Origin of the sequence: Streptomyces sp. NPDC047014 (assembly GCF_040644195.1) — a bacterium.
Classification (GTDB): Bacteria; Actinomycetota; Actinomycetes; order Streptomycetales; family Streptomycetaceae; genus Streptomyces.
In genome coordinates this window covers 24,421-40,650 of sequence record NZ_JBEYVX010000054.1, presented here as the reverse complement: position 1 = coordinate 40,650, position 16,230 = coordinate 24,421, and the positions used below count along the sequence as shown (strand labels likewise).

The 16,230-nt window shown below is 69.8% G+C and carries 18 protein-coding genes; 13 read left to right on the top strand and 5 right to left on the bottom strand.

Annotated elements, in window-relative coordinates; all coding sequences use genetic code 11:
• The first annotated feature begins 297 nt into the window (after nucleotides 1-297).
• Nucleotides 298-1,047, top strand: coding sequence for an alpha/beta fold hydrolase (locus ABZ873_RS24320; protein ID WP_360875678.1), 750 nt, complete (start codon nucleotides 298-300; stop codon nucleotides 1,045-1,047).
• Here the strand turns inward: ABZ873_RS24320 and ABZ873_RS24315 are convergent.
• Nucleotides 1,044-2,336, bottom strand: coding sequence for an XRE family transcriptional regulator (locus ABZ873_RS24315; RefSeq protein WP_360875677.1), 1,293 nt, complete (start codon nucleotides 2,334-2,336; stop codon nucleotides 1,044-1,046). The genes ABZ873_RS24320 and ABZ873_RS24315 overlap by 4 nt on opposite strands.
• Nucleotides 2,337-2,523: 187 nt before the next feature.
• On the opposite strand from ABZ873_RS24315, the gene ABZ873_RS24310 reads away from it, so the two are divergent.
• The 9 genes from ABZ873_RS24310 to ABZ873_RS24270 all read left to right on the top strand — a co-directional run bounded on the left by ABZ873_RS24310 (nucleotide 2,524) and on the right by ABZ873_RS24270 (nucleotide 9,298).
• Nucleotides 2,524-3,126, top strand: coding sequence for a class I SAM-dependent methyltransferase (locus tag ABZ873_RS24310; RefSeq protein WP_360875675.1), 603 nt, complete (start codon nucleotides 2,524-2,526; stop codon nucleotides 3,124-3,126).
• Nucleotides 3,127-3,148: 22 nt separating this feature from the next.
• Nucleotides 3,149-3,412: a hypothetical protein gene (locus ABZ873_RS24305; RefSeq protein ID WP_360875673.1), complete on the top strand. Its 264-nt coding sequence runs from the start codon at nucleotides 3,149-3,151 to the stop codon at nucleotides 3,410-3,412.
• A gap of 122 nt (nucleotides 3,413-3,534) precedes the next feature.
• Nucleotides 3,535-3,660 carry a hypothetical protein gene (locus ABZ873_RS24300; protein ID WP_360875671.1) on the top strand — a complete coding sequence of 42 codons (126 nt, stop codon included), beginning with the start codon at nucleotides 3,535-3,537 and terminating at the stop codon, nucleotides 3,658-3,660.
• A 122-nt stretch (nucleotides 3,661-3,782) separates the two neighbouring features.
• On the top strand, nucleotides 3,783-5,024 hold the full coding sequence (locus tag ABZ873_RS24295; RefSeq protein WP_360875669.1) for a TfuA-like protein: 1,242 nt from the start codon (nucleotides 3,783-3,785) through the stop codon (nucleotides 5,022-5,024).
• Nucleotides 5,014-6,159, top strand: a complete 1,146-nt coding sequence (locus ABZ873_RS24290; RefSeq protein WP_360875667.1) for a YcaO-like family protein — start codon at nucleotides 5,014-5,016, stop codon at nucleotides 6,157-6,159. The genes ABZ873_RS24295 and ABZ873_RS24290 overlap by 11 nt, the downstream gene beginning before the upstream one ends.
• The gene (locus ABZ873_RS24285) at nucleotides 6,156-7,022 is read left to right on the top strand and encodes a class I SAM-dependent methyltransferase (RefSeq protein WP_360875665.1); all 867 of its coding nucleotides are present in this window, start codon (nucleotides 6,156-6,158) and stop codon (nucleotides 7,020-7,022) included. Before ABZ873_RS24290 ends, ABZ873_RS24285 begins: the two co-directional genes overlap by 4 nt.
• Nucleotides 7,019-8,032: an NAD(P)H-dependent glycerol-3-phosphate dehydrogenase gene (locus ABZ873_RS24280; RefSeq protein WP_360875663.1), complete on the top strand. Its 1,014-nt coding sequence runs from the start codon at nucleotides 7,019-7,021 to the stop codon at nucleotides 8,030-8,032. Before ABZ873_RS24285 ends, ABZ873_RS24280 begins: the two co-directional genes overlap by 4 nt.
• Before the next feature lie 68 nt (nucleotides 8,033-8,100).
• Nucleotides 8,101-8,457: a hypothetical protein gene (locus tag ABZ873_RS24275; protein WP_360875661.1), complete on the top strand. Its 357-nt coding sequence runs from the start codon at nucleotides 8,101-8,103 to the stop codon at nucleotides 8,455-8,457.
• A complete protein-coding gene (locus ABZ873_RS24270; RefSeq protein ID WP_360875659.1) occupies nucleotides 8,441-9,298 on the top strand; it encodes a hypothetical protein in 858 nt (285 codons plus the stop codon). Before ABZ873_RS24275 ends, ABZ873_RS24270 begins: the two co-directional genes overlap by 17 nt.
• A 68-nt stretch (nucleotides 9,299-9,366) precedes the next feature.
• On the opposite strand, the gene ABZ873_RS24265 is transcribed toward ABZ873_RS24270, so the two are convergent.
• Nucleotides 9,367-9,744, bottom strand: coding sequence for a DUF6233 domain-containing protein (locus ABZ873_RS24265; RefSeq protein ID WP_360875657.1), 378 nt, complete (start codon nucleotides 9,742-9,744; stop codon nucleotides 9,367-9,369).
• A 232-nt stretch (nucleotides 9,745-9,976) separates the two neighbouring features.
• Here ABZ873_RS24265 and ABZ873_RS24260 point away from each other — a divergent pair, with 232 nt between their 5' ends.
• Nucleotides 9,977-10,195, top strand: a complete 219-nt coding sequence (locus ABZ873_RS24260; protein WP_360875655.1) for a hypothetical protein — start codon at nucleotides 9,977-9,979, stop codon at nucleotides 10,193-10,195.
• A gap of 89 nt (nucleotides 10,196-10,284) precedes the next feature.
• On the opposite strand, the gene ABZ873_RS24255 is transcribed toward ABZ873_RS24260, so the two are convergent.
• Complete coding sequence (locus tag ABZ873_RS24255) at nucleotides 10,285-10,569, bottom strand: hypothetical protein (protein WP_360875653.1); 285 nt, start codon at nucleotides 10,567-10,569, stop codon at nucleotides 10,285-10,287.
• 66 nt (nucleotides 10,570-10,635) lie between these two features.
• Entirely contained in the window at nucleotides 10,636-11,223 is a 588-nt protein-coding gene (locus ABZ873_RS24250; protein ID WP_360875651.1) for a hypothetical protein, read from the bottom strand.
• A 221-nt stretch (nucleotides 11,224-11,444) separates the two neighbouring features.
• Between ABZ873_RS24250 and ABZ873_RS24245 the strand changes: the two genes are divergently transcribed.
• Nucleotides 11,445-11,582, top strand: coding sequence for a hypothetical protein (locus ABZ873_RS24245; protein WP_360875649.1), 138 nt, complete (start codon nucleotides 11,445-11,447; stop codon nucleotides 11,580-11,582).
• 409 nt (nucleotides 11,583-11,991) lie between these two features.
• Here the strand turns inward: ABZ873_RS24245 and ABZ873_RS24240 are convergent, their stop codons facing one another.
• Nucleotides 11,992-15,108: a Tn3 family transposase gene (locus tag ABZ873_RS24240; RefSeq protein WP_360875647.1), complete on the bottom strand. Its 3,117-nt coding sequence runs from the start codon at nucleotides 15,106-15,108 to the stop codon at nucleotides 11,992-11,994.
• Nucleotides 15,109-15,304: 196 nt separating this feature from the next.
• Between ABZ873_RS24240 and ABZ873_RS24235 the strand changes: the two genes are divergently transcribed.
• On the top strand, nucleotides 15,305-16,225 hold the full coding sequence (locus ABZ873_RS24235; protein WP_360875645.1) for a hypothetical protein: 921 nt from the start codon (nucleotides 15,305-15,307) through the stop codon (nucleotides 16,223-16,225).
• Nucleotides 16,226-16,230: the final 5 nt, after the last annotated feature.

Sequence of the window (16,230 nt, the reverse complement as noted above, 5' to 3'; positions counted from 1 at the left end):
CGCATGGACGAACTCCGTGCGGAAGTCGGCATCGAACCCTTCGACGAGTACGTCGCCAAGTTCTCCATGGCGTGACGCCCGTTTCCCGTCGCGTCCGGTGGATCACTGCCCGGGCTCACCTGCCGCGGGCAATGATCCGCCGGACAGGACCTAGGCAGCGGCTCGATCGCGGGCAACTGCGGATCCTTCGGCACCCTCGTCCCCGGTAAGCGTGTTCTCTACGATCTGTCCATGACCTCTGAGTTGGACGTCGCGTTCGGATCGTTGGACGGCACTGCGCTAACGGGGACGCTGACGGTGCCCGAGCGCACGGCGGTGGGTGTGGCTGTCCTCGTGCACGGTGCCGGGGTGACCCGGCAGGAGGGCGGGTTCTTCACCCGGCTCGCCGCCGGGCTCGCCCGCGAGGGCGTGCAATGCCTTCGGTTCGACCTGCGTGCGCACGGCGCGAGCGGTGGCCGGGCCGAGGAGGTGACGATCGCGGGAGTCGCCAACGACATCCGGGCCGCGAGCGATCACCTGCGCACCGAGGCGGGCGTGGACCGGCCGGTGCACGTGATCGCGGCCTCGTTCTCCGGCGGGGCCGCCGCGCTCCACGCGGCCTACCGGCCGCAGGACGTCGACCGTCTGGTGCTGCTCAATCCGCGTCTGGACTACCGGGAGCGGTACGTCACCAGCCGCCCGTACTTCGACGCCGACTACATCACCGCGTCCGCCGCCCGAGACCTGGACGAGCGCGGATACACGGAGAAGTCACCGTGGGAGCTGGGCCGGGCCCTGCACAACGAGGTGTTCTACCTCGACCCGGACGTCTACCTGCGCCAAGTCCGGGTGCCAACCCTGCTCGTGCATGGGACGAAGGACACGTTCGTGCCGGTGGAGTCCTCCCGCCGCTACCTCCCGGTGTTCGGAGGGCCGGCCGAGCTGATGGAGCTGGACGGAGCGCAGCACGGCTTCGCCGTGCATGAGGATCCGCAGTACGCAGATCCGCAGACCCAGGTGTGGCAGGCCGCTGTGATCGAGAGGGTCTGCGGCTTCCTCGCCGGTTAGACCGGCAGGGCGGTCAGGGCCCGGCGCAGCTCACGTACGGCGGGCCGCCGTGAGTGAGGGCGGAGGTCCCCGGCGGTGCGCCGTAGTTCGCCGAGCGCCTGGCCGAAGCCGGGGACCGCGGCGAGCTGGAGTGCGGACAGCCCGGTGGCAGCGGCGTCATCGGGCTGTCCGGCGGCGGCCAGGGCCCCGGCGAGGTGGGCGGTGAAGAAGGCCCGATCGCGCGTGGCGAACGCGCCCTCGGCCAGGTGCTGGCGGAGCAGGGTGACTGCTTGTTGGGGCTGTCCGGCTTCGCGGTGGCAGATCGCGCTCTGGGCCATCAGCCGGTTCTCGCGGTACCCGGCGCACAGCGGGCCGGTGCAGGTCGCCGGCTCGGCCGGGGCCGCGGCGGCGAGGGCATCGTGGGCCTGGTCGAGGGTGCGGGCGACGGAGTGGGGCGGGGCGCCGGTGAGCGCGAGTGCGCGGGCTTCTTGCTGGAGGGCTTCGGCGCGGGCGCGCGGGGGGAGCCTCCAGGGTCCTTGGGCGGCGGCGTGGGCGAGGTCGAGCATGCGGGCCGCATCGCTGCGATCGGCGGCCTGGGCTTTGCGGAGCAGCACGTAGGCGTGCATCGGACCGTCGCCCGTGATGCTGGCCCACTCGATGGCCCGGTCGTGGAAGTACAGGGTGACCTGGGGCGGCGCTCCGGCGTCGCGGTGCAGGAACGCGGTGAACTCGGCGGCGCGGGCGCCGACCATGAGCAGCTCGCGGCGGACGGACGAGCGGGTGTCCCGAGCGAGTTCGTCGATGACGGCGAGAAGCTCCAGCGCGGTGGGCAGCGCCTGGCGCGGTCCGGTGCGTCCGTCGCTGCGCGCGGCTTCGTCCAGCGCGGAGCGCAGATGGCCGACCAGGGCGTGGTCGCTGTAGCGGCGGGCGTTGGCGAGAGCGGCGGCGAGCCGGCCCTGGCCGGTGGGGCCCAGGAGCGGCGCCGCGCCCACGACGAAGCCACCGAGGAAGGAACGTCGGCGCATGGACTCCTCCTCCTGGTCGACGCAGTCCTTCCCCACGGCGGGAGGAATGAAGCCGAGCTCGGCGAGCGGCACCCCGAACATCGACTCCAGGACGCGCCGGGTCATCTTCCGCTTGGGCCAACCGGGGTCAGCCAACTCCCACCGGCGGACTTGTCGCACGGTGATAGTCGTGGGTTCCCCGAGCAGCGCCGAGTGGGCCTCGTAGGCGTCGGCGACATCGCTCTGGCTGTGCCAGCCCAAGAGCCGACGAGCATCGGCGAACTTGCTGTTTCCCGGTCGGGACATGCCTACCCCCGGTCGCGGACCTCGCGGAGTACGGCGGCCGTGAGATCGCGGCCACCCAGAGTGAGAACCCTGACGTTACTCCCGTCAAATGTCCTGTGATACGTCCTCGTTGCTTCCCGCGGGCGAACCTACGGTCCTCAGTACGGCCCACCCACTCCCGTGCGACAGCCACCCCAAGGACCACGCCATGAGTCGTCCCGCCTACCCGCCGCCTGAGCCGGGCACCATCCGCAGCACTCCCGGTCCCTGGGACCTGAACATGATCGCGGCGCACGGCCCGATCACCGCCGCAGAGCAGTGGTTCGTCGCCGAGCACGCGGTCACCGGGCGAGCCGGCCGTACGGCGGTCGAAGTCGGCTGCGGGACCGGACGCTTCGCGCACTGGCTCCACCACGCGCACGGCTACCACGTGACCGGACTCGACCTCTCGCCCCACAACCTGCGCCTCGCCCGGGTCCGTGGGCAGGGGACCGGCCTGTCGTACGCGGCCCACGACGCCGAGACGGGCCCGCCCCCCGGGCTCCCCGTCGACGGAGTGGACCTCGTGGTCGCCCGCATGACCACGCGCTACCTGTGCGACCCCGAACGGCTGCTGCGCCAGGTCCGCGATCGGTGGCTTCGCCCCGGAGGATCTCTCTACCTCCAAGTGCTGGCGAGGCCGTTCCCCGGCGAACTCCAAGGCTGGGCGATACCCGAGAACCTGCCTGCCTATATGGACGGCTGGGCCGGCCGGCAGCGCATGGACGAAGGCGCCCGCGCCCATCTCGTGCTCCGCACGTCCCCCCGCTGAGCCACCGGACCAAGGACACAGCATGAACAGTCCCGCCTCGAAGAACCTCCGACCTCTCCGATCGGCGGCCACCCGCCGCGCCATGGCCGACCGTCAGCTCCCTCGCTGGCTCCGCGAGGGCGCGGTGGCCGTCGAAGACGGCGGACGTCGAGGCGTCGTCCAGTTCATCGGCGAGTGGGAGGATCCCGCCACCCACAGCATCAACCCGTGCGCGATCTTCCTGCGCCCCGAGGGCGGCGGAGTGGAGTGGATCGTCGCCGACCACGTCACCCTCACCCAGGGCTGAAAACCCCCAGACCCCCGCCCCGTTCCGGGGCGGGCGAGTGGACCCGCAGGCGACCAGCCCCAAGGCCCGCTCCAGCACCGGTGCGGACGGTTGGTCGTCCGTACCGTCCGCAACCGCAACACATGAAGAAGGAGAAAACCGTGGAGCAGTCCAAGTCCGCAGCCGCCAGTCCCGCGACGCCGGCCGAGGCGATGGAAGAGGTCGCCGAAGCCGTGGTAGTCGCCCAGGACGTCTTCGACGAGGAGTAGCCGCCCCTCGAACACCCTGAGCCGGGCGTCCCTCCCCTGTCTGTCTCCCCACGGGGCCGGGGGAGGGGCGCCTGCCCTCACCTTTCACACCCTTGCCGTCTGGAGGTCCCAAGGTGATTCACGTGTTCGTCGGGCCGACGCTCGCGAAGACCGAGCCGCAGCTCGCCGTGCCCGGCGTGCGGGTACGGCCGCCGGTCCGGCACGGCGACCTGTTCGACAGCGCCCTGCGCAGCGGCGACACGGTGGTTCTCATCGACGGCGTCTACCACCAGGCGCTGGCCTTGCGGCACAAGGAGATCCTGGCCGCCATGGGCCGGGGTATCTCCGTGATGGGCGCGGCGAGCATCGGCGCGCTGCGGGCGGCCGAGCTCGCGCCGTTCGGGATGCTCGGCGTCGGCACCATCTACACCTCCTACGTGCGCGGAGAGATCGATGGCGACGACGAGGTGGCGGTCGGGCAAGCCCCCGACGGGCAGTGGGGCGCGCTGACCTGGCCCGTCGTCAACCTCCGGCAGGTCCTGCACCTGGCCCAGGCCGCCCACGTACTCGACGAAGAGCGGGCCACTCAGCTCCTGGAGGCGTTGCGCGCGGTCTACTACCCGCAGCGCACCACGGCCGCGGTGTGGGCCGTGTGCCGCCGCCTGGGCGAGACAGACTTCGCCGCCTGGCTGGCCGGACGCCTCGACCAGAACCGGCACTTCGGCGACCTCAAACGCGCCGACGCCCTCACCGCGTTACACATCGCGCTGATCGGGTGGGCGCAGCCGGCCGAGACCCGGCCTGCTCCGGCGCTCTGGGAGACGACGTACTTCCGGCGTTGGTCCAACGCCTTCACCCGTACCGCCGTCGACGGGCTGGAGCTGGCCACGGAAGACCGCCTGGTCTACCAGCAGGTCTTCGACCCGCACTTCCGTACGAGGTGGACGGCCTATCTTGAGCACCGCTCCCTGAACTCGGCCGACGGGCCCAGTTTGCCGCTCGCCGTGCGCCTGGCCCAGCTCACGGGCGGGGACGTGCCCGCCCATCAGGTCTTTCACCCGCCGCTCGATCTGCGGGACGAAGCGAGCGTGGCCCTGCTGCTGGAAGGCGAGAGCGGCCAGGACCGCAAGGCGGTCGCCCGGTACGCCGCTGCCCTCGGGCGGATGCACCGCAGCCGGCCCGGCTTCTCCACCGACGCGGTGCGCGACCACCTCACCCGCCAGATCCTGCTGCGGGTGTGGCAGTGCCCACGAGCGGACTTCGACGCGGAGGCATCCGCGCGCGGCCTCGGCTGCGGTGCCCGCGCGGTCGAGGCGGCCAAGCGGATCGTCCCGGGCTTTCTGGAAGAGAGCAGCGAGAGGATGGAGGCCCGTCATGCGTGTTGACGAGCTGGTGGCGCTGCCGGGCACCGTGCGCGCCCGGACGCCCGAGCAGACGTGGGCGGCGGTGGCCGGGCTGCTGCCCGAGTTCGGGATCACCCGCCTCGCCGACCTCACCGGCCTTGACTGCATCGGGCTACCGGTCTGGACGGCGATCCGGCCCGCCTCCCTGACCCTTAGCACCTCCCAGGGCAAGGGCGCATCCCCGCTGCTGGCGAAGCTGTCGGCGGTCATGGAGGCCATCGAGCTGTGGCACCTTGAGCAGCCCCTGCCGATTGCGGCACGAGGCCCGTCTGTCGAGGTCGCCCCCCACTGCCCTGTGGCCGCGCTGCCGATGACCGTCCCCTACCCGGACCACACCCTGCGCCAGATGGTGTGGGAGTGGACATCGGGCACGGGCCTGGTGAGCGGACAGGAACAGCTGCTCCCGGCCGACCTCGTCCGATGCCGGGCCCGCAGGTCCGATTGGAGCCCGGACCTGCTGCGCGCCACTAGCACCGGCCTGGCCTGCGGGAACACGCGGGACGAGGCGCTATTGCACGCCCTGTTCGAGGTGGTGGAGCGCGACGTGCTGTACCGCGAGGAGGCGGACGGCGGATCCTGGCGCACCTTCATCGCACCCGGTACGGTCCAGGACCAACACGCCGTTGAGGTTCTCGACAAGCTCGCGGCCGCGAGCATGTCGCTGGAGATCGCGATGGTCAACGGCCCGTACGGGCTGCCGGTGTGCGTGGCCTACCTGTGGTCGGAAGACCTCCCAGTGGTCTTCGCGGGCGGCGGCTGCCACAGCGTTCCGGAGATCGCCCTGACCCGGGCGCTGACGGAAGCCGCGCAGTCCCGGCTGACCGCGATCTCCGGGACCCGCGACGACCTCACCAGCGCCCCCAGCAGCACCGGCACCCCGGCCTTCCGCCCCGCACGGACTTCCGGGCTCGTGCCGTGGCCGGACGCGACCGGCCACTCCGCCGCGGCCGTCGGCGGCTTCGCCGTCCAGGCCGCCGACCTGGCCGTGGAGATCGCCCACGCCACCGGGCACGAACCGGTCGCCCTGGACCTCTCCCACACGAACAGCCCGGTCCACGCCGTGAAGGTCGTCTGCCCCGGCACCCGCTCCCGGATCAGGAGGTCGATGTCCCGATGAACACCACCACCCCGGCGGTGCTTGGCGGGTGTTCCGCCCAGTACGACGCCTTCCACACCGCCCGCGCCCATACCGATCTCGTCGCCCGCCTCTACGCGAAGGCGATGGGGGAGGACTACCCGGCCGAGACCGCGGCCTCCAGCTCCTGCGACTGGCCCCTGCTCGGGCTGATGACAGCGCGCCTGCGGATGCGGCCCGGCCAGCTCCTCGTGGACGCCGGCTGCGGGAGCGGAGGTATCGGCCTGTGGCTGGCCCGCGCCCTTGCCCTGCGCTTGGAAGGCTTCGACCTCTCCCCGGTCGCCGTCGCGCAGGCCGCTGGCCGCCGCGCCCACTTCCTCGGCTCCGCCGACCGGGCCGCCTTCCGTGTAGCGGAGCTGGAGCACACCGGCCTGCCCGGCGGCCATGCCCATGGCATCGTGTGCGTGGACGCCCTCGGCACCGCCACCGACCGGACCGCCGCGGTGCGCGAACTCGGCCGGGTCCTCGCCCCGGGCGGCCGACTCCTCCTGACCCGCTCGACGAGGCGCGGCACCGACCCCACCTGGCACCAGCAGGCCCATGCGGCCGGGCTCATGGTGGAGCACGTGGACGAGCGCCCCGCCGAGCCGGCCATGTGGGACCGCCTCTACAAGCTGTGGATCGCCCACGCCGACGACCTGCGACGCGAACTCGGCGAAGTCCAGACCGAACGGATGCTCCGCGAGGCGCACCAGGTGCTGCCCAAGCTTCCCGGCCGCCGCGCCGTCCTGCTGACCCTAAGGCGCCCCGCACACGATCCCGCCGCATCCGGTACGGCCGATACGATGACCGCGCCCCGCCCTCTCGGCGGACGGCCCCCGTTCCACGAGGAGATCCCGCAGTGAGCCAGCACCGTTCCCTCCGCGCAGCGGTGCTCTCCGCCGGGTCCTGGGGCACTGCCGTCGCCAAGATCATGGCCGACGCCGGTACCGACGTCATCGTGCACGCTCGTCGCAGCGAGATCGCCGACACGATCAACACCGAGCACCGCAACCCCGGCTACTTCCCGGACATCGAGCTGCCCTTCGCTGTGAAGGCCACCACCGACCCGGCCGCCGCCCTGGACGGCGCGGACTTCCTCGTGCTGTCCATCCCCGCCCAGTCCCTGCGGACCAGCCTCGCCGCATGGGCGCCGCACATCGGGCCCGACACGGTGATCGTGTCGCTGATGAAGGGCATCGAGGCCGGTACCGGTCTACGGGCGAGCCAGGTCATCACCGACGTGACCGGCCTACCGGTGGAGCGGGTCGCGGTCCTGTCGGGCCCGAACCTGGCAGCCGAGATCATGGCGGGCCAGCCCGCCGCCGCCACCATCGCCTGCCCCGACGAAACCGCCGCCCGCCGCTTCCAAACGGCCTGCCACACCCCGTACTTCCGGCCCTACACCAGCACCGACGTCATCGGCTGCGAGCTCGGCGGCGCCGTGAAGAACGTCATCGCCCTCGCGGTCGGCATCGCCTCAGGCATGGGCCTCGGAGACAACTCGACCTCGCTGCTCATCACCCGCGGGCTGGCCGAGGCAACCCGCCTGGCCACGGCGATGGGCGCCGAGCCTGCTACCCTCGCGGGCCTGGCCGGCGTGGGCGACCTGGTCGCCACCTGTTCCTCCCCGCTCTCACGCAACCGCACCTTCGGCACCCACCTCGGCCACGGCCTGAGCGTCGCGGAGGCGACGGCCGCCACCAGGCAGACCACCGAAGGCGTCAAGAGCGCGGAGGCGATCCTCGCCATGGCCCGCGCCCACGACGTCGAGATGCCGATCACGGACGTCATGGCCGACCTGCTGAACGAGAAGATCACGCTCGACGAGGCCGCCGCCGCGCTGATGCAGCGGCCCGCCAAGCCCGAGCGCTGACCCCCGGGCGCCCCGCCCGCAGGGCCGGCCCCCCAACACCTTCACCCTCCCAACCCGGAGGCTCCCCCATGCACGGATCCGTGCTGTCCGCTGCCCAGATCGCCGTCACCGTCGCCCTCGTGGCGTGGATGATCTCGGGATTCACCCGCCTGCCCGGCCGCTTGCTGCGCTGGAAAATGTTCTGCCGGGGCAACTTCATCATCGTCACCCTCACCGGAACCAAGGACGGCCGCACCGAACCGGTCAGCGCCTACAGCCACCTGACCCCTGGCTCCTTCCTCCTCGGTCCGCCCCAGCTCGTAGCGATCGTCAACCATCTCGTCCGCAGCGGCCGGTACGACCGGATCGACGGGCACGGCCGGCTCCTGTCCGAATGGGGCGAGCAGCGGGTGGAGGTGAGCAACAGCCGTGTCGTGGTTCTTTGACGCTCTCGCCTCCGGCTTCCAGCGCCCCACCAACCCCGGACATCTCCAGCAGTTCCGCATCGTCTTCGGCACCGTCCTCGCCCTGCGGTTCGCCCTCTCCATCGGCCAAGGCGGCTGGGACCGACTCGTCCCCGGCTCCCTGAGCCTCCACCTGACCGAGCAGCGCTTCGGTCCCACCCGGACCCGTCTCCTCGCCAGCGCCTACCGGCCCATGCTGATCATCCGCACAGCCGCCGCCGTCACCCTGGCCGCCGGTCTCGCACCGAGGGCCTCACTCCTGCTGGTCCTGGCCGGAGCCGCCATGGAAATGCTCTACCTCAAGAGCCCCAACTCGATCCACTACACCCTGCTGACCGGAGCCGCCCTCCTGGCCGCCGGAGACCTCGGCCACGGCCTGCACATCGCGCACGCCCCCAGCACCGCCAACACCTGGGCGCAGTGCCTCCTCGTCCTGATCACCACCGACATCTACTGGAACTCCGCCTGGCAGAAGACACGCTCGCGCCAGTTCCGCACCGGCCTCTACCTCGCCCAATGGATCCACACCTACACCCAGGTCAAAGACCAGCTGCCCTACCGGCACGAGCACGCAATCCCCGGCTTCGTCCGCCGCCACATGGGCAACCTCACCCACCGCGACATCCGCATCTGGCGACTGCTGGCAACCACCGTCATCGCAGCGGAAATCGCGCTACCCGCCGCGCTGCTCTTCCCCAGGACGACGCCGTACGCCGCCGCCGCGGGCATCGCGATGCACATCGCCTTCACCTGCCTCAAGCCCCGGCAGCTCATCACCTTCTCCGGCCTCACCACCGGCACCTACTTCGCCTTCACAGCCTGAGAACACCCCACAGCGGCACCACTGAAAGGCGACCAGCGCCCTGGCCGCCTCAGGCTTTGAACCGGGGGTCAGCCGGTCATGCCGAGCGCGTTCTCGGGACTGCAGAACGGACACGGCTCCACACCTTCCGTGATCAGCCGCCGGGCCTCATCACGGCTGATCGCCTTCCCGTAGTCGTCGAAGGTGCAACTGCCGATGTGGACGTTCAGCGGCTTCGGGCGGTGGGCGGTCCGTATCGACGTCACTGTCCACTCCGGCCGAGCCGCCACCACGGACGGCGGCGGGGGCTGACGGGACGCGGGCTGCCGAGGTCCGGCCCGGTGGGAGGAGGCGGCGGCCAGCTGTGCCTCCAGGTCGCGGATGGCCTGATCGGCCTGGCGCTGCTGCCAGCCGAGCCAGGCCCGCACAGCACGCCACTGCTGCAGCCGGGCCTCCAGCTCGCTCACGACGACCGCGCACCCAGGACTGGCTCCCGCACCGCATCCAGGCCGGCCTCCGCCGCCTGCTGCAGCTCCACTCGGCCCGCAGTGCTCCAAGCGCGCTGCTCCCAGTACGGGTGGGCGCTGATCAGGCAGGAGAGACGGATCAGCGGCGTCAGCCCGACGGTGACCGATCCTCGTAGGAGCGGGCTGCTGCGGATACATGTGAGCACCCCGGATCCCAGTCCGGGGTGCTCACATGCGAGGCGTCACCATCGTCGTATCCGCCCTCTCCAGGGCCTCGGTGAACATCCGCGAAGACGAGAACCTGTACGTCCGGCTGGCCGGGGGTTCGACGGAGCCGGCAGGGGCCGCTGGACCGGAACAGATCAGAGTTGCGCGCCGCCGCCGCCAGGGCAGCGGGCTCACGCCCTCGGATTTCGATGGTCACCAGGCCCTCATCGTTCATGCCCGGTGAACGCCGCCCGTCCGACGTAGGTGGTTCCTCCGGGCGGCGATTTACACCAACGAGCGTCGCACCAGCTGCGGCTTACCCGTTTCGCGGGTTCAGAACGGGCATTCCGCGATCTCCCAGGGGTCGAGGGTCTGGACCGTCTTGGGTGCCGACCGCGCGCATTCCGGGGTGCAGTAGTCCGGTGGTACCTGCAAGTCGAAGCCGCGCCATCGCAGATCCTGCCCGCACGCTCGACAGGCGCTCGCAAAGTTGCGGATGCTCCGGTACTCGGATCGTGCGACGGCCAGGAGCCGCATTTCCTCCCGCTCGATCGCGTGGCGCATGTCCATCGCGGCTGTCTCCTCCATGAACATGTCGTCGATGTCCGACGGGTCCATGTAGGCCGCGTGCACGAACGCGTCACGTACCGCGTTGAATGCCCCCCCGGGCGGTGGCTGCCCGGATCAGCACGTCCGCTTCCGGCTGCCGCCCCGACGCTCCAGGGCGTCGTCAACGTCCACGCGGTCATCTGTGCCGAGATCGATGGCCATGCTGACCAGGGCTTGCGTGTCGCATCGGGCGACGTGGTACTCGCAGTAATCGATGATGCGCTCCAAGGTCGGCCGCTCGTGGCAGCCGGGCTTGCGGCAGAGCTCTTCGATCCCACCGGTCAGCATCCTGATGAGGAACCGCCGGCGACGGCTGGCAACGACAGCCTCGTCCAGCGGATCCAGGTACTCGACCCTCAGCTCATCCTTGGGCCCGTACGCGGAGAGGGCCCCAGCCAGCGCGAGTACGGAGGTGAAGGGAATGGCGCCGCCGACGATGTCCGACTCGAAGAGGTCGGGCACGTAGTCGGTGAAGATGTCCTCGCCCCAGTCGACTTCCGCCGCCGGCTTGGTTGCGCACTCCGCCAGCAGCGTGCCCAAGGGGAAGGACGGCCGATCAGTCGGCCTGGAAGCGGCCTCCAGCCGCAGAGCGGCGGTGTACCGCAACCCGGTTGCTTCCTGCACCGCGCGTGCAGCCGCCTTGCGCTTCTTTTCCTGCGTCACGATCTTCCTCACCAGGCACGCCCACGCCCATGCCGCAGCAAGGTCACAACGGATCCGTCGACTGCACGCGAGTCCGTGACCCTTGACCGCGGCCGGTGCGTGGGGGGCTGATCCGGCTGAGGTACTGGCAGGCGTGGTCTGCCACCTCAGACCCTAGCGGATTAGACGCTTCCGGTACCCGTACGCGACCGAGGGCCGGAGGGGGCGCGTGCCTTGGCGCGGTGCTGGGCGCCCAGTACGCGGCGACGCTCACCGGCGGACCCGACGAGTACCGGGCACGCATCTACGCCGTTGCCTTCCAGAACGCGCTGGCCGGAGACCTTGACCTGCTCCTGCGGCTCTGGACGACCTGGCGCTGACCGTCATGGCCGAGGCCAAGGAGAGCCGGCCCGCCGCTCGGAGAAGAGCACCGCACGCCCCGTGCAGCGCGGCCTGCGTGGCTAGTGGCCGCGGTCGCCCCTGGCGGAGCACGCATCAGGTCGAGGCGATCACGTCGCGGCGGACCTAACCTATCGGAGACCAAGATCTCTAAAAGGTGGATTAAGGGGAGTTCTTGCAGGTCAGGAGCTGTGTCGCTTTGACTTGGTGGGGGCAGGCGAAGGAATTTTGAAAGCCCGATCACCGAAGTTGACTCGGGTGGTGGGGTCCGAAGTGCCTGTTCTGTCAGGTTCGCGAGCTCGGGAGCCGGCTGGGTGCATACGGATGAGGCCGGGACCTCGGGGGAGGTTCCGGCCTCGGCGGGAGAGTTCGGGTTGAGGGGTTGGCCGTTCAGTCGTGGTTCGGGTCGAGCCTGTCGGTGGGGGCTTGCTCGGAGGTGGGGGAGGTTTCTGGCTCGGGGTCGGGAATCGTGCGGGTGGCTCCGGTGTCCAGCTCGAAGTGGAATCGGCCGTGCATGTTGATGTGGCCGAACAGGAGCGTGGAGAGCTGGGCGATATCGGTGTCCAGGACGGTGTGGCCTTGGGCGCGGAGCTTGTCGACGATCATCTGGATGTAGATCGTGTTGAAGAGGGCCACGGCGTTGAGGACGAGGCCGAGGGCGCCGAGTTGTTCTTCCAGGCCGGGGAGGTATTCCGGGTACGGACCGTCGACGGCGTGGCAGATGCGCTTGGCGAGTCGCTGGCGGGCCTCATGCAGGGCACTTTGGGCTTCGATCTGGCGACGGAACTCAGGGTTGTCGAACAGGCGGAGTAGGTGGCGTGATTTCGCGATCCGCCCGACGTCGGCGATCGCCATCCCGAGTCGGGTGGGCCGGCCGTCGCGGGTGAGGATACGCAGGGCGGTGTGTGCGCTGATGACTCCTTGGCGGATGGAGCCGATGACGCGCAGGATTTCGTCCCAGTGTTCGGTGATCCGGGCCAGGTCGATGCGTCGCCGCGTCGCGTCCTGCAGGGGGCCGTAGTCTGCCGATCCCTCGGTGCGCCACAGCTTGATGGAGGTCAGCTGCTTCGGGGTGGGCTGGTAGGAGTAGCCGGAGAGAGTCAGGAGGCCGAAGACGAGGTCCTCGTGCGTTCCGGGTTTGGCGACGATGGCGTCTGCTGCGGGGGCGGGGCTGGTTTCGGGCTCGTCGTTTCGGCCGCGCCGGCGCGCGGTGAGGGTGTCGAGTGCTTCCAGGGCGGCGCTCGGGCTTCCGCTGACCAGGCGGCCGGAGAGCTGGATGGCCCGCTCGGTGATCACGGTCATCCAGGTCACCTCCGTCTCGCCGCGCGGGGCGATGCGCAGGTTGGTGGAGCCGGGAGGGATGACGAAGCGCAGGCCGTCGACGATGGCGAGTCGTCGTCCCTCGTTCCACAGGCTGGTAACGGAATACTCGGCCTGCTTCTCCAGCATCAGGGTGTTGAAGGCATCGATAGTCTCGGGGCGGAAGTAGGTGCGGTTGACCAGGTCGAGCCGGGCGAGGGTCAAGGTCTCCCGCACCCCTTCCCGTTCTTCCTCCGCGACGGCTTGGAGTCCCAGGTTCGAGCCGAGTCCGACCATGACGGCAGCGAGGGAGAGGTCGAACTCCGTGAACGGGGAGGGACTGCCGTTGAGGGTGGTGAACGCCTTGGCACCGCCGGTTCGGCTGAGGACCTCCACCACCACCTGGGACAGTTCTACGCGGGGGAGCATCTTGTTCACCTGCCGGTACAGCCTGGCCAGGCTCGCAGGCACGCCCGGCGTCTTGCGCAGGGCCAAGGTGCCGTCGTCGAGCTGCACCTTGTAGCCCTCGGGCACGCGCGAGGCGACATCGGTGAGTTCTGCGTGCAGGGTCTTGCGGGCCTCTGCCAGGTACGGCTCGGGGCTCCCGGGCAGACCGAGACTGGTGAGCAGGGCAGGGCGGGCTTCCTCCCAGGCCTCACCAGAAATTAGAGCCGCGCGTAGGTCCCCCCAGCGCGAGGCGCCGACGGCAAAAATGTTCCGCTGGCACAGCTGATGGTGGAAGGTCTCCAGCACGCAGAAGGCGTACGCCTTCGTGTCCACGGTGTCGGAAGTCGGATCCGGGTCACTTTGCACCAGACCCTTCCATGAGCCGGTCAGCAGCGTGGTGTCGATGTCGCCGAGCCGGAGGTCCTCGCGGTCGAGGAGGTCGGGCAGGGACCACAGTGCCGTCAGCGCCGGCTGGCCCGCGGGGGTGGCACCGAAGGGCACTCTGTCGACGAGTACCGGGATGAGGGAGCGCAGGGCCGGGTACCGCTCCAGCATCTTGGCGCGGCGACCGGCGTGGGTGTCGGAGCCGGGAGAGGGCGTGTTCGCGGCCAGGATCTCGGCCGCCGCCTCGACGGTGTACCGGCTGGCGAACCCCTCGATGAGAGCCCGCATGGAGTACGTGTCGGTGTGAGGGTCGGTGATCTCTCCGGTCTCGGGGTCGACCTGTTCCTTCACCGCGTTCAGCACGGCGAGCATGACCTGCGCGACCAAGGCGCCTGCCGGGGCGAACGTCGGGTAGGCGGCGATGATGTCGTTGTCGGCCAGCCGTTTGGGGCGGTTGAGGAACTGCTGGGTGATCAGTTTGTCGAGCATGTCCATCGCGTCGTCCAGGGCGTGCTTCTCCATGTCCTTGATCGCTGCCAGAACGGCGGCCCGCTTGCCGCTCTGGTTTGCAAGTCGGGACACCCGCTCGGTCATGGCGTGGGTTGCCAGCTGCGCCAGCTTGCGATCGGGGACAGCGGAGACATCCACATCGACGAACCCGAGACCCATGATCGCGTCCACACGAGACAGCGCCTTCTCAAACGCCGACCACGACGGTTCCGCGACCCCGCGGCGCAGCTGCTCCAGTCCGCTGATGCCCTTTCCGGCGGAGACCTTCATCAGTCCGTCGATCACCCTGATCTGCTCAGCGGTCAACTTCCCACACAGCGTCTTCGACAGCTTCTCATCGACCTGGTCACGGACCTTCACCACCTTTGCCCGCAGAGTTGTGTAGCTGGGCAGGAGGACCTGCTCCTTGCGCAGCCTCTCCACCGCAAAGACCATCAGAGCTGTCGGGCCGTCCGTCGTGATCTTCAGGTGGGCTTCCAGCTGCTCGACGAGCCAAGCCTTGCCAGCCGAGTACGAAGTCCATCCGTACTCCTCCGCGATCTCTCGGGCATGTACTCGAACCTGCTCGCGGTTCTGCCCATAGAGCCTGATCGCGGCCAGCGGATCCTCTGTCATGCCGAGCTGCTCGGCCACACGCAGGACCAGCTCCTCGGGGACTCTGTCCAGGTCGGTCTCGAAGCGGCCGAGGAACCGCACCACCGCCACCAGCACGCCGAACCCGAGCCGGCTATGCGCCCCCCGCTTCTTCCCGACCAGCTTGAGGTCCTCCTCGTCGAGACGGAGACGCCCCCACTCCCTCTCCCACATCCCGCCGACGAACGACGGGTATCCGACGCTCTGTTCCTGCTGTACCTCTGCGGACTCCACTGCCTCTCCTCCGAAGATCGGATTACAACGCAGGGCAGCCTCAGGCCCCCGATCCGGCCGGGTCAAACCACCTTCTCGGGCACCGAGGGCCTTAATCCGGGTTTTCGAGATCTTGGTCGTGGAGGCTTGTTCGGCAGCCACCGTTCGAGTGGCCCGTGTACGGTGCGAACCCCTTGGCGATCTAGCGTCCTCGCCCATGGACAACGTGTGGATCCAGCCGGGCGGCAGCGCCGACCCCGGTTACACCGACCAACAGCTCGAACACGCGAGAGCCCTCGCCGAGCAGGACCTTCAGGCGTCACGGACACAACTCGCGGCCCGCTTCGGCCTCGGCTCCATCTGCACCGAAATCGTCGAGCAATCCGCCCTGAGCGGGATCAACGCCCTTGAGCCGCTGGCGAAGCAACTCGGCTACTCCGCACACACCCTCGACAAGTACCGCCGCGTGACGACGGCGGCAGCCGACTCGCTTCGTGAGCGCCTCATCACATCGCCCATCGTCGTCCCGTGGAAGTGCGTGACCACGGCCTGCATCACCGACCTCGCCGAGCGCGCCCACCGCGTCGGGCTGCTGCTGGGCCGACTGGGCAGCGCGGAACGGGCAGGGTGGCCGACCGTGCTGGACGCCGCGGAGTACTGCCGGGCCCTGGGCCTGGCAGACGGATCAGCCGACACCCCAGAGCAGACCCCCAGCGCGATCGTCGCCCAGCTCGACCGCGACGACGTCCGCGAGGCCGTACTCGCCGAACTGACCAAGACCCCGACCGCGGCCCTGGCCGTACTCCAGGCCCCAGCCGTACGCGAGGTCCTCCAAGACCAGGACGTCGCCCGGTACGTGCGCGAGCAGATGCGCCCGGTACCCGACCCGGACGAGGACCTGCTCAACAAGCTGATCGGCGCCGACACACGCGATCCGCGCGCCGACTGGACCATCCGCTACTTCGACCTGGCCCACAAGTGCCGAGAGATCCTCCTCCTCGGCCCCGACGACTTCCTGGACATCGACGACCCCGATGTCTGGGAGTCCGTCGAGTCCTTCCGAGAGTCCGTCACCTCCTGGGCCGACCGCGTCCTGCAAAAGCGCCCCCACAAGATCCGCCTCGTCACCGGAAAGTAGGCAAC

Coding starts and splice junctions, on each gene's coding strand:
- ABZ873_RS24315 (WP_360875677.1), bottom strand. CDS start 2,336: ATGTCCCGACCGGGAAACAGCAAGTTCGCCGATGCTCGTCGGCTCTTG.
- ABZ873_RS24310 (WP_360875675.1), top strand. CDS start 2,524: ATGAGTCGTCCCGCCTACCCGCCGCCTGAGCCGGGCACCATCCGCAGC.
- ABZ873_RS24305 (WP_360875673.1), top strand. CDS start 3,149: ATGAACAGTCCCGCCTCGAAGAACCTCCGACCTCTCCGATCGGCGGCC.
- ABZ873_RS24300 (WP_360875671.1), top strand. CDS start 3,535: ATGAAGAAGGAGAAAACCGTGGAGCAGTCCAAGTCCGCAGCCGCCAGT.
- ABZ873_RS24290 (WP_360875667.1), top strand. CDS start 5,014: ATGCGTGTTGACGAGCTGGTGGCGCTGCCGGGCACCGTGCGCGCCCGG.
- ABZ873_RS24285 (WP_360875665.1), top strand. CDS start 6,156: ATGAACACCACCACCCCGGCGGTGCTTGGCGGGTGTTCCGCCCAGTAC.
- ABZ873_RS24275 (WP_360875661.1), top strand. CDS start 8,101: ATGCACGGATCCGTGCTGTCCGCTGCCCAGATCGCCGTCACCGTCGCC.
- ABZ873_RS24260 (WP_360875655.1), top strand. CDS start 9,977: ATGCGAGGCGTCACCATCGTCGTATCCGCCCTCTCCAGGGCCTCGGTG.
- ABZ873_RS24255 (WP_360875653.1), bottom strand. CDS start 10,569: ATGGACCCGTCGGACATCGACGACATGTTCATGGAGGAGACAGCCGCG.
- ABZ873_RS24235 (WP_360875645.1), top strand. CDS start 15,305: ATGGACAACGTGTGGATCCAGCCGGGCGGCAGCGCCGACCCCGGTTAC.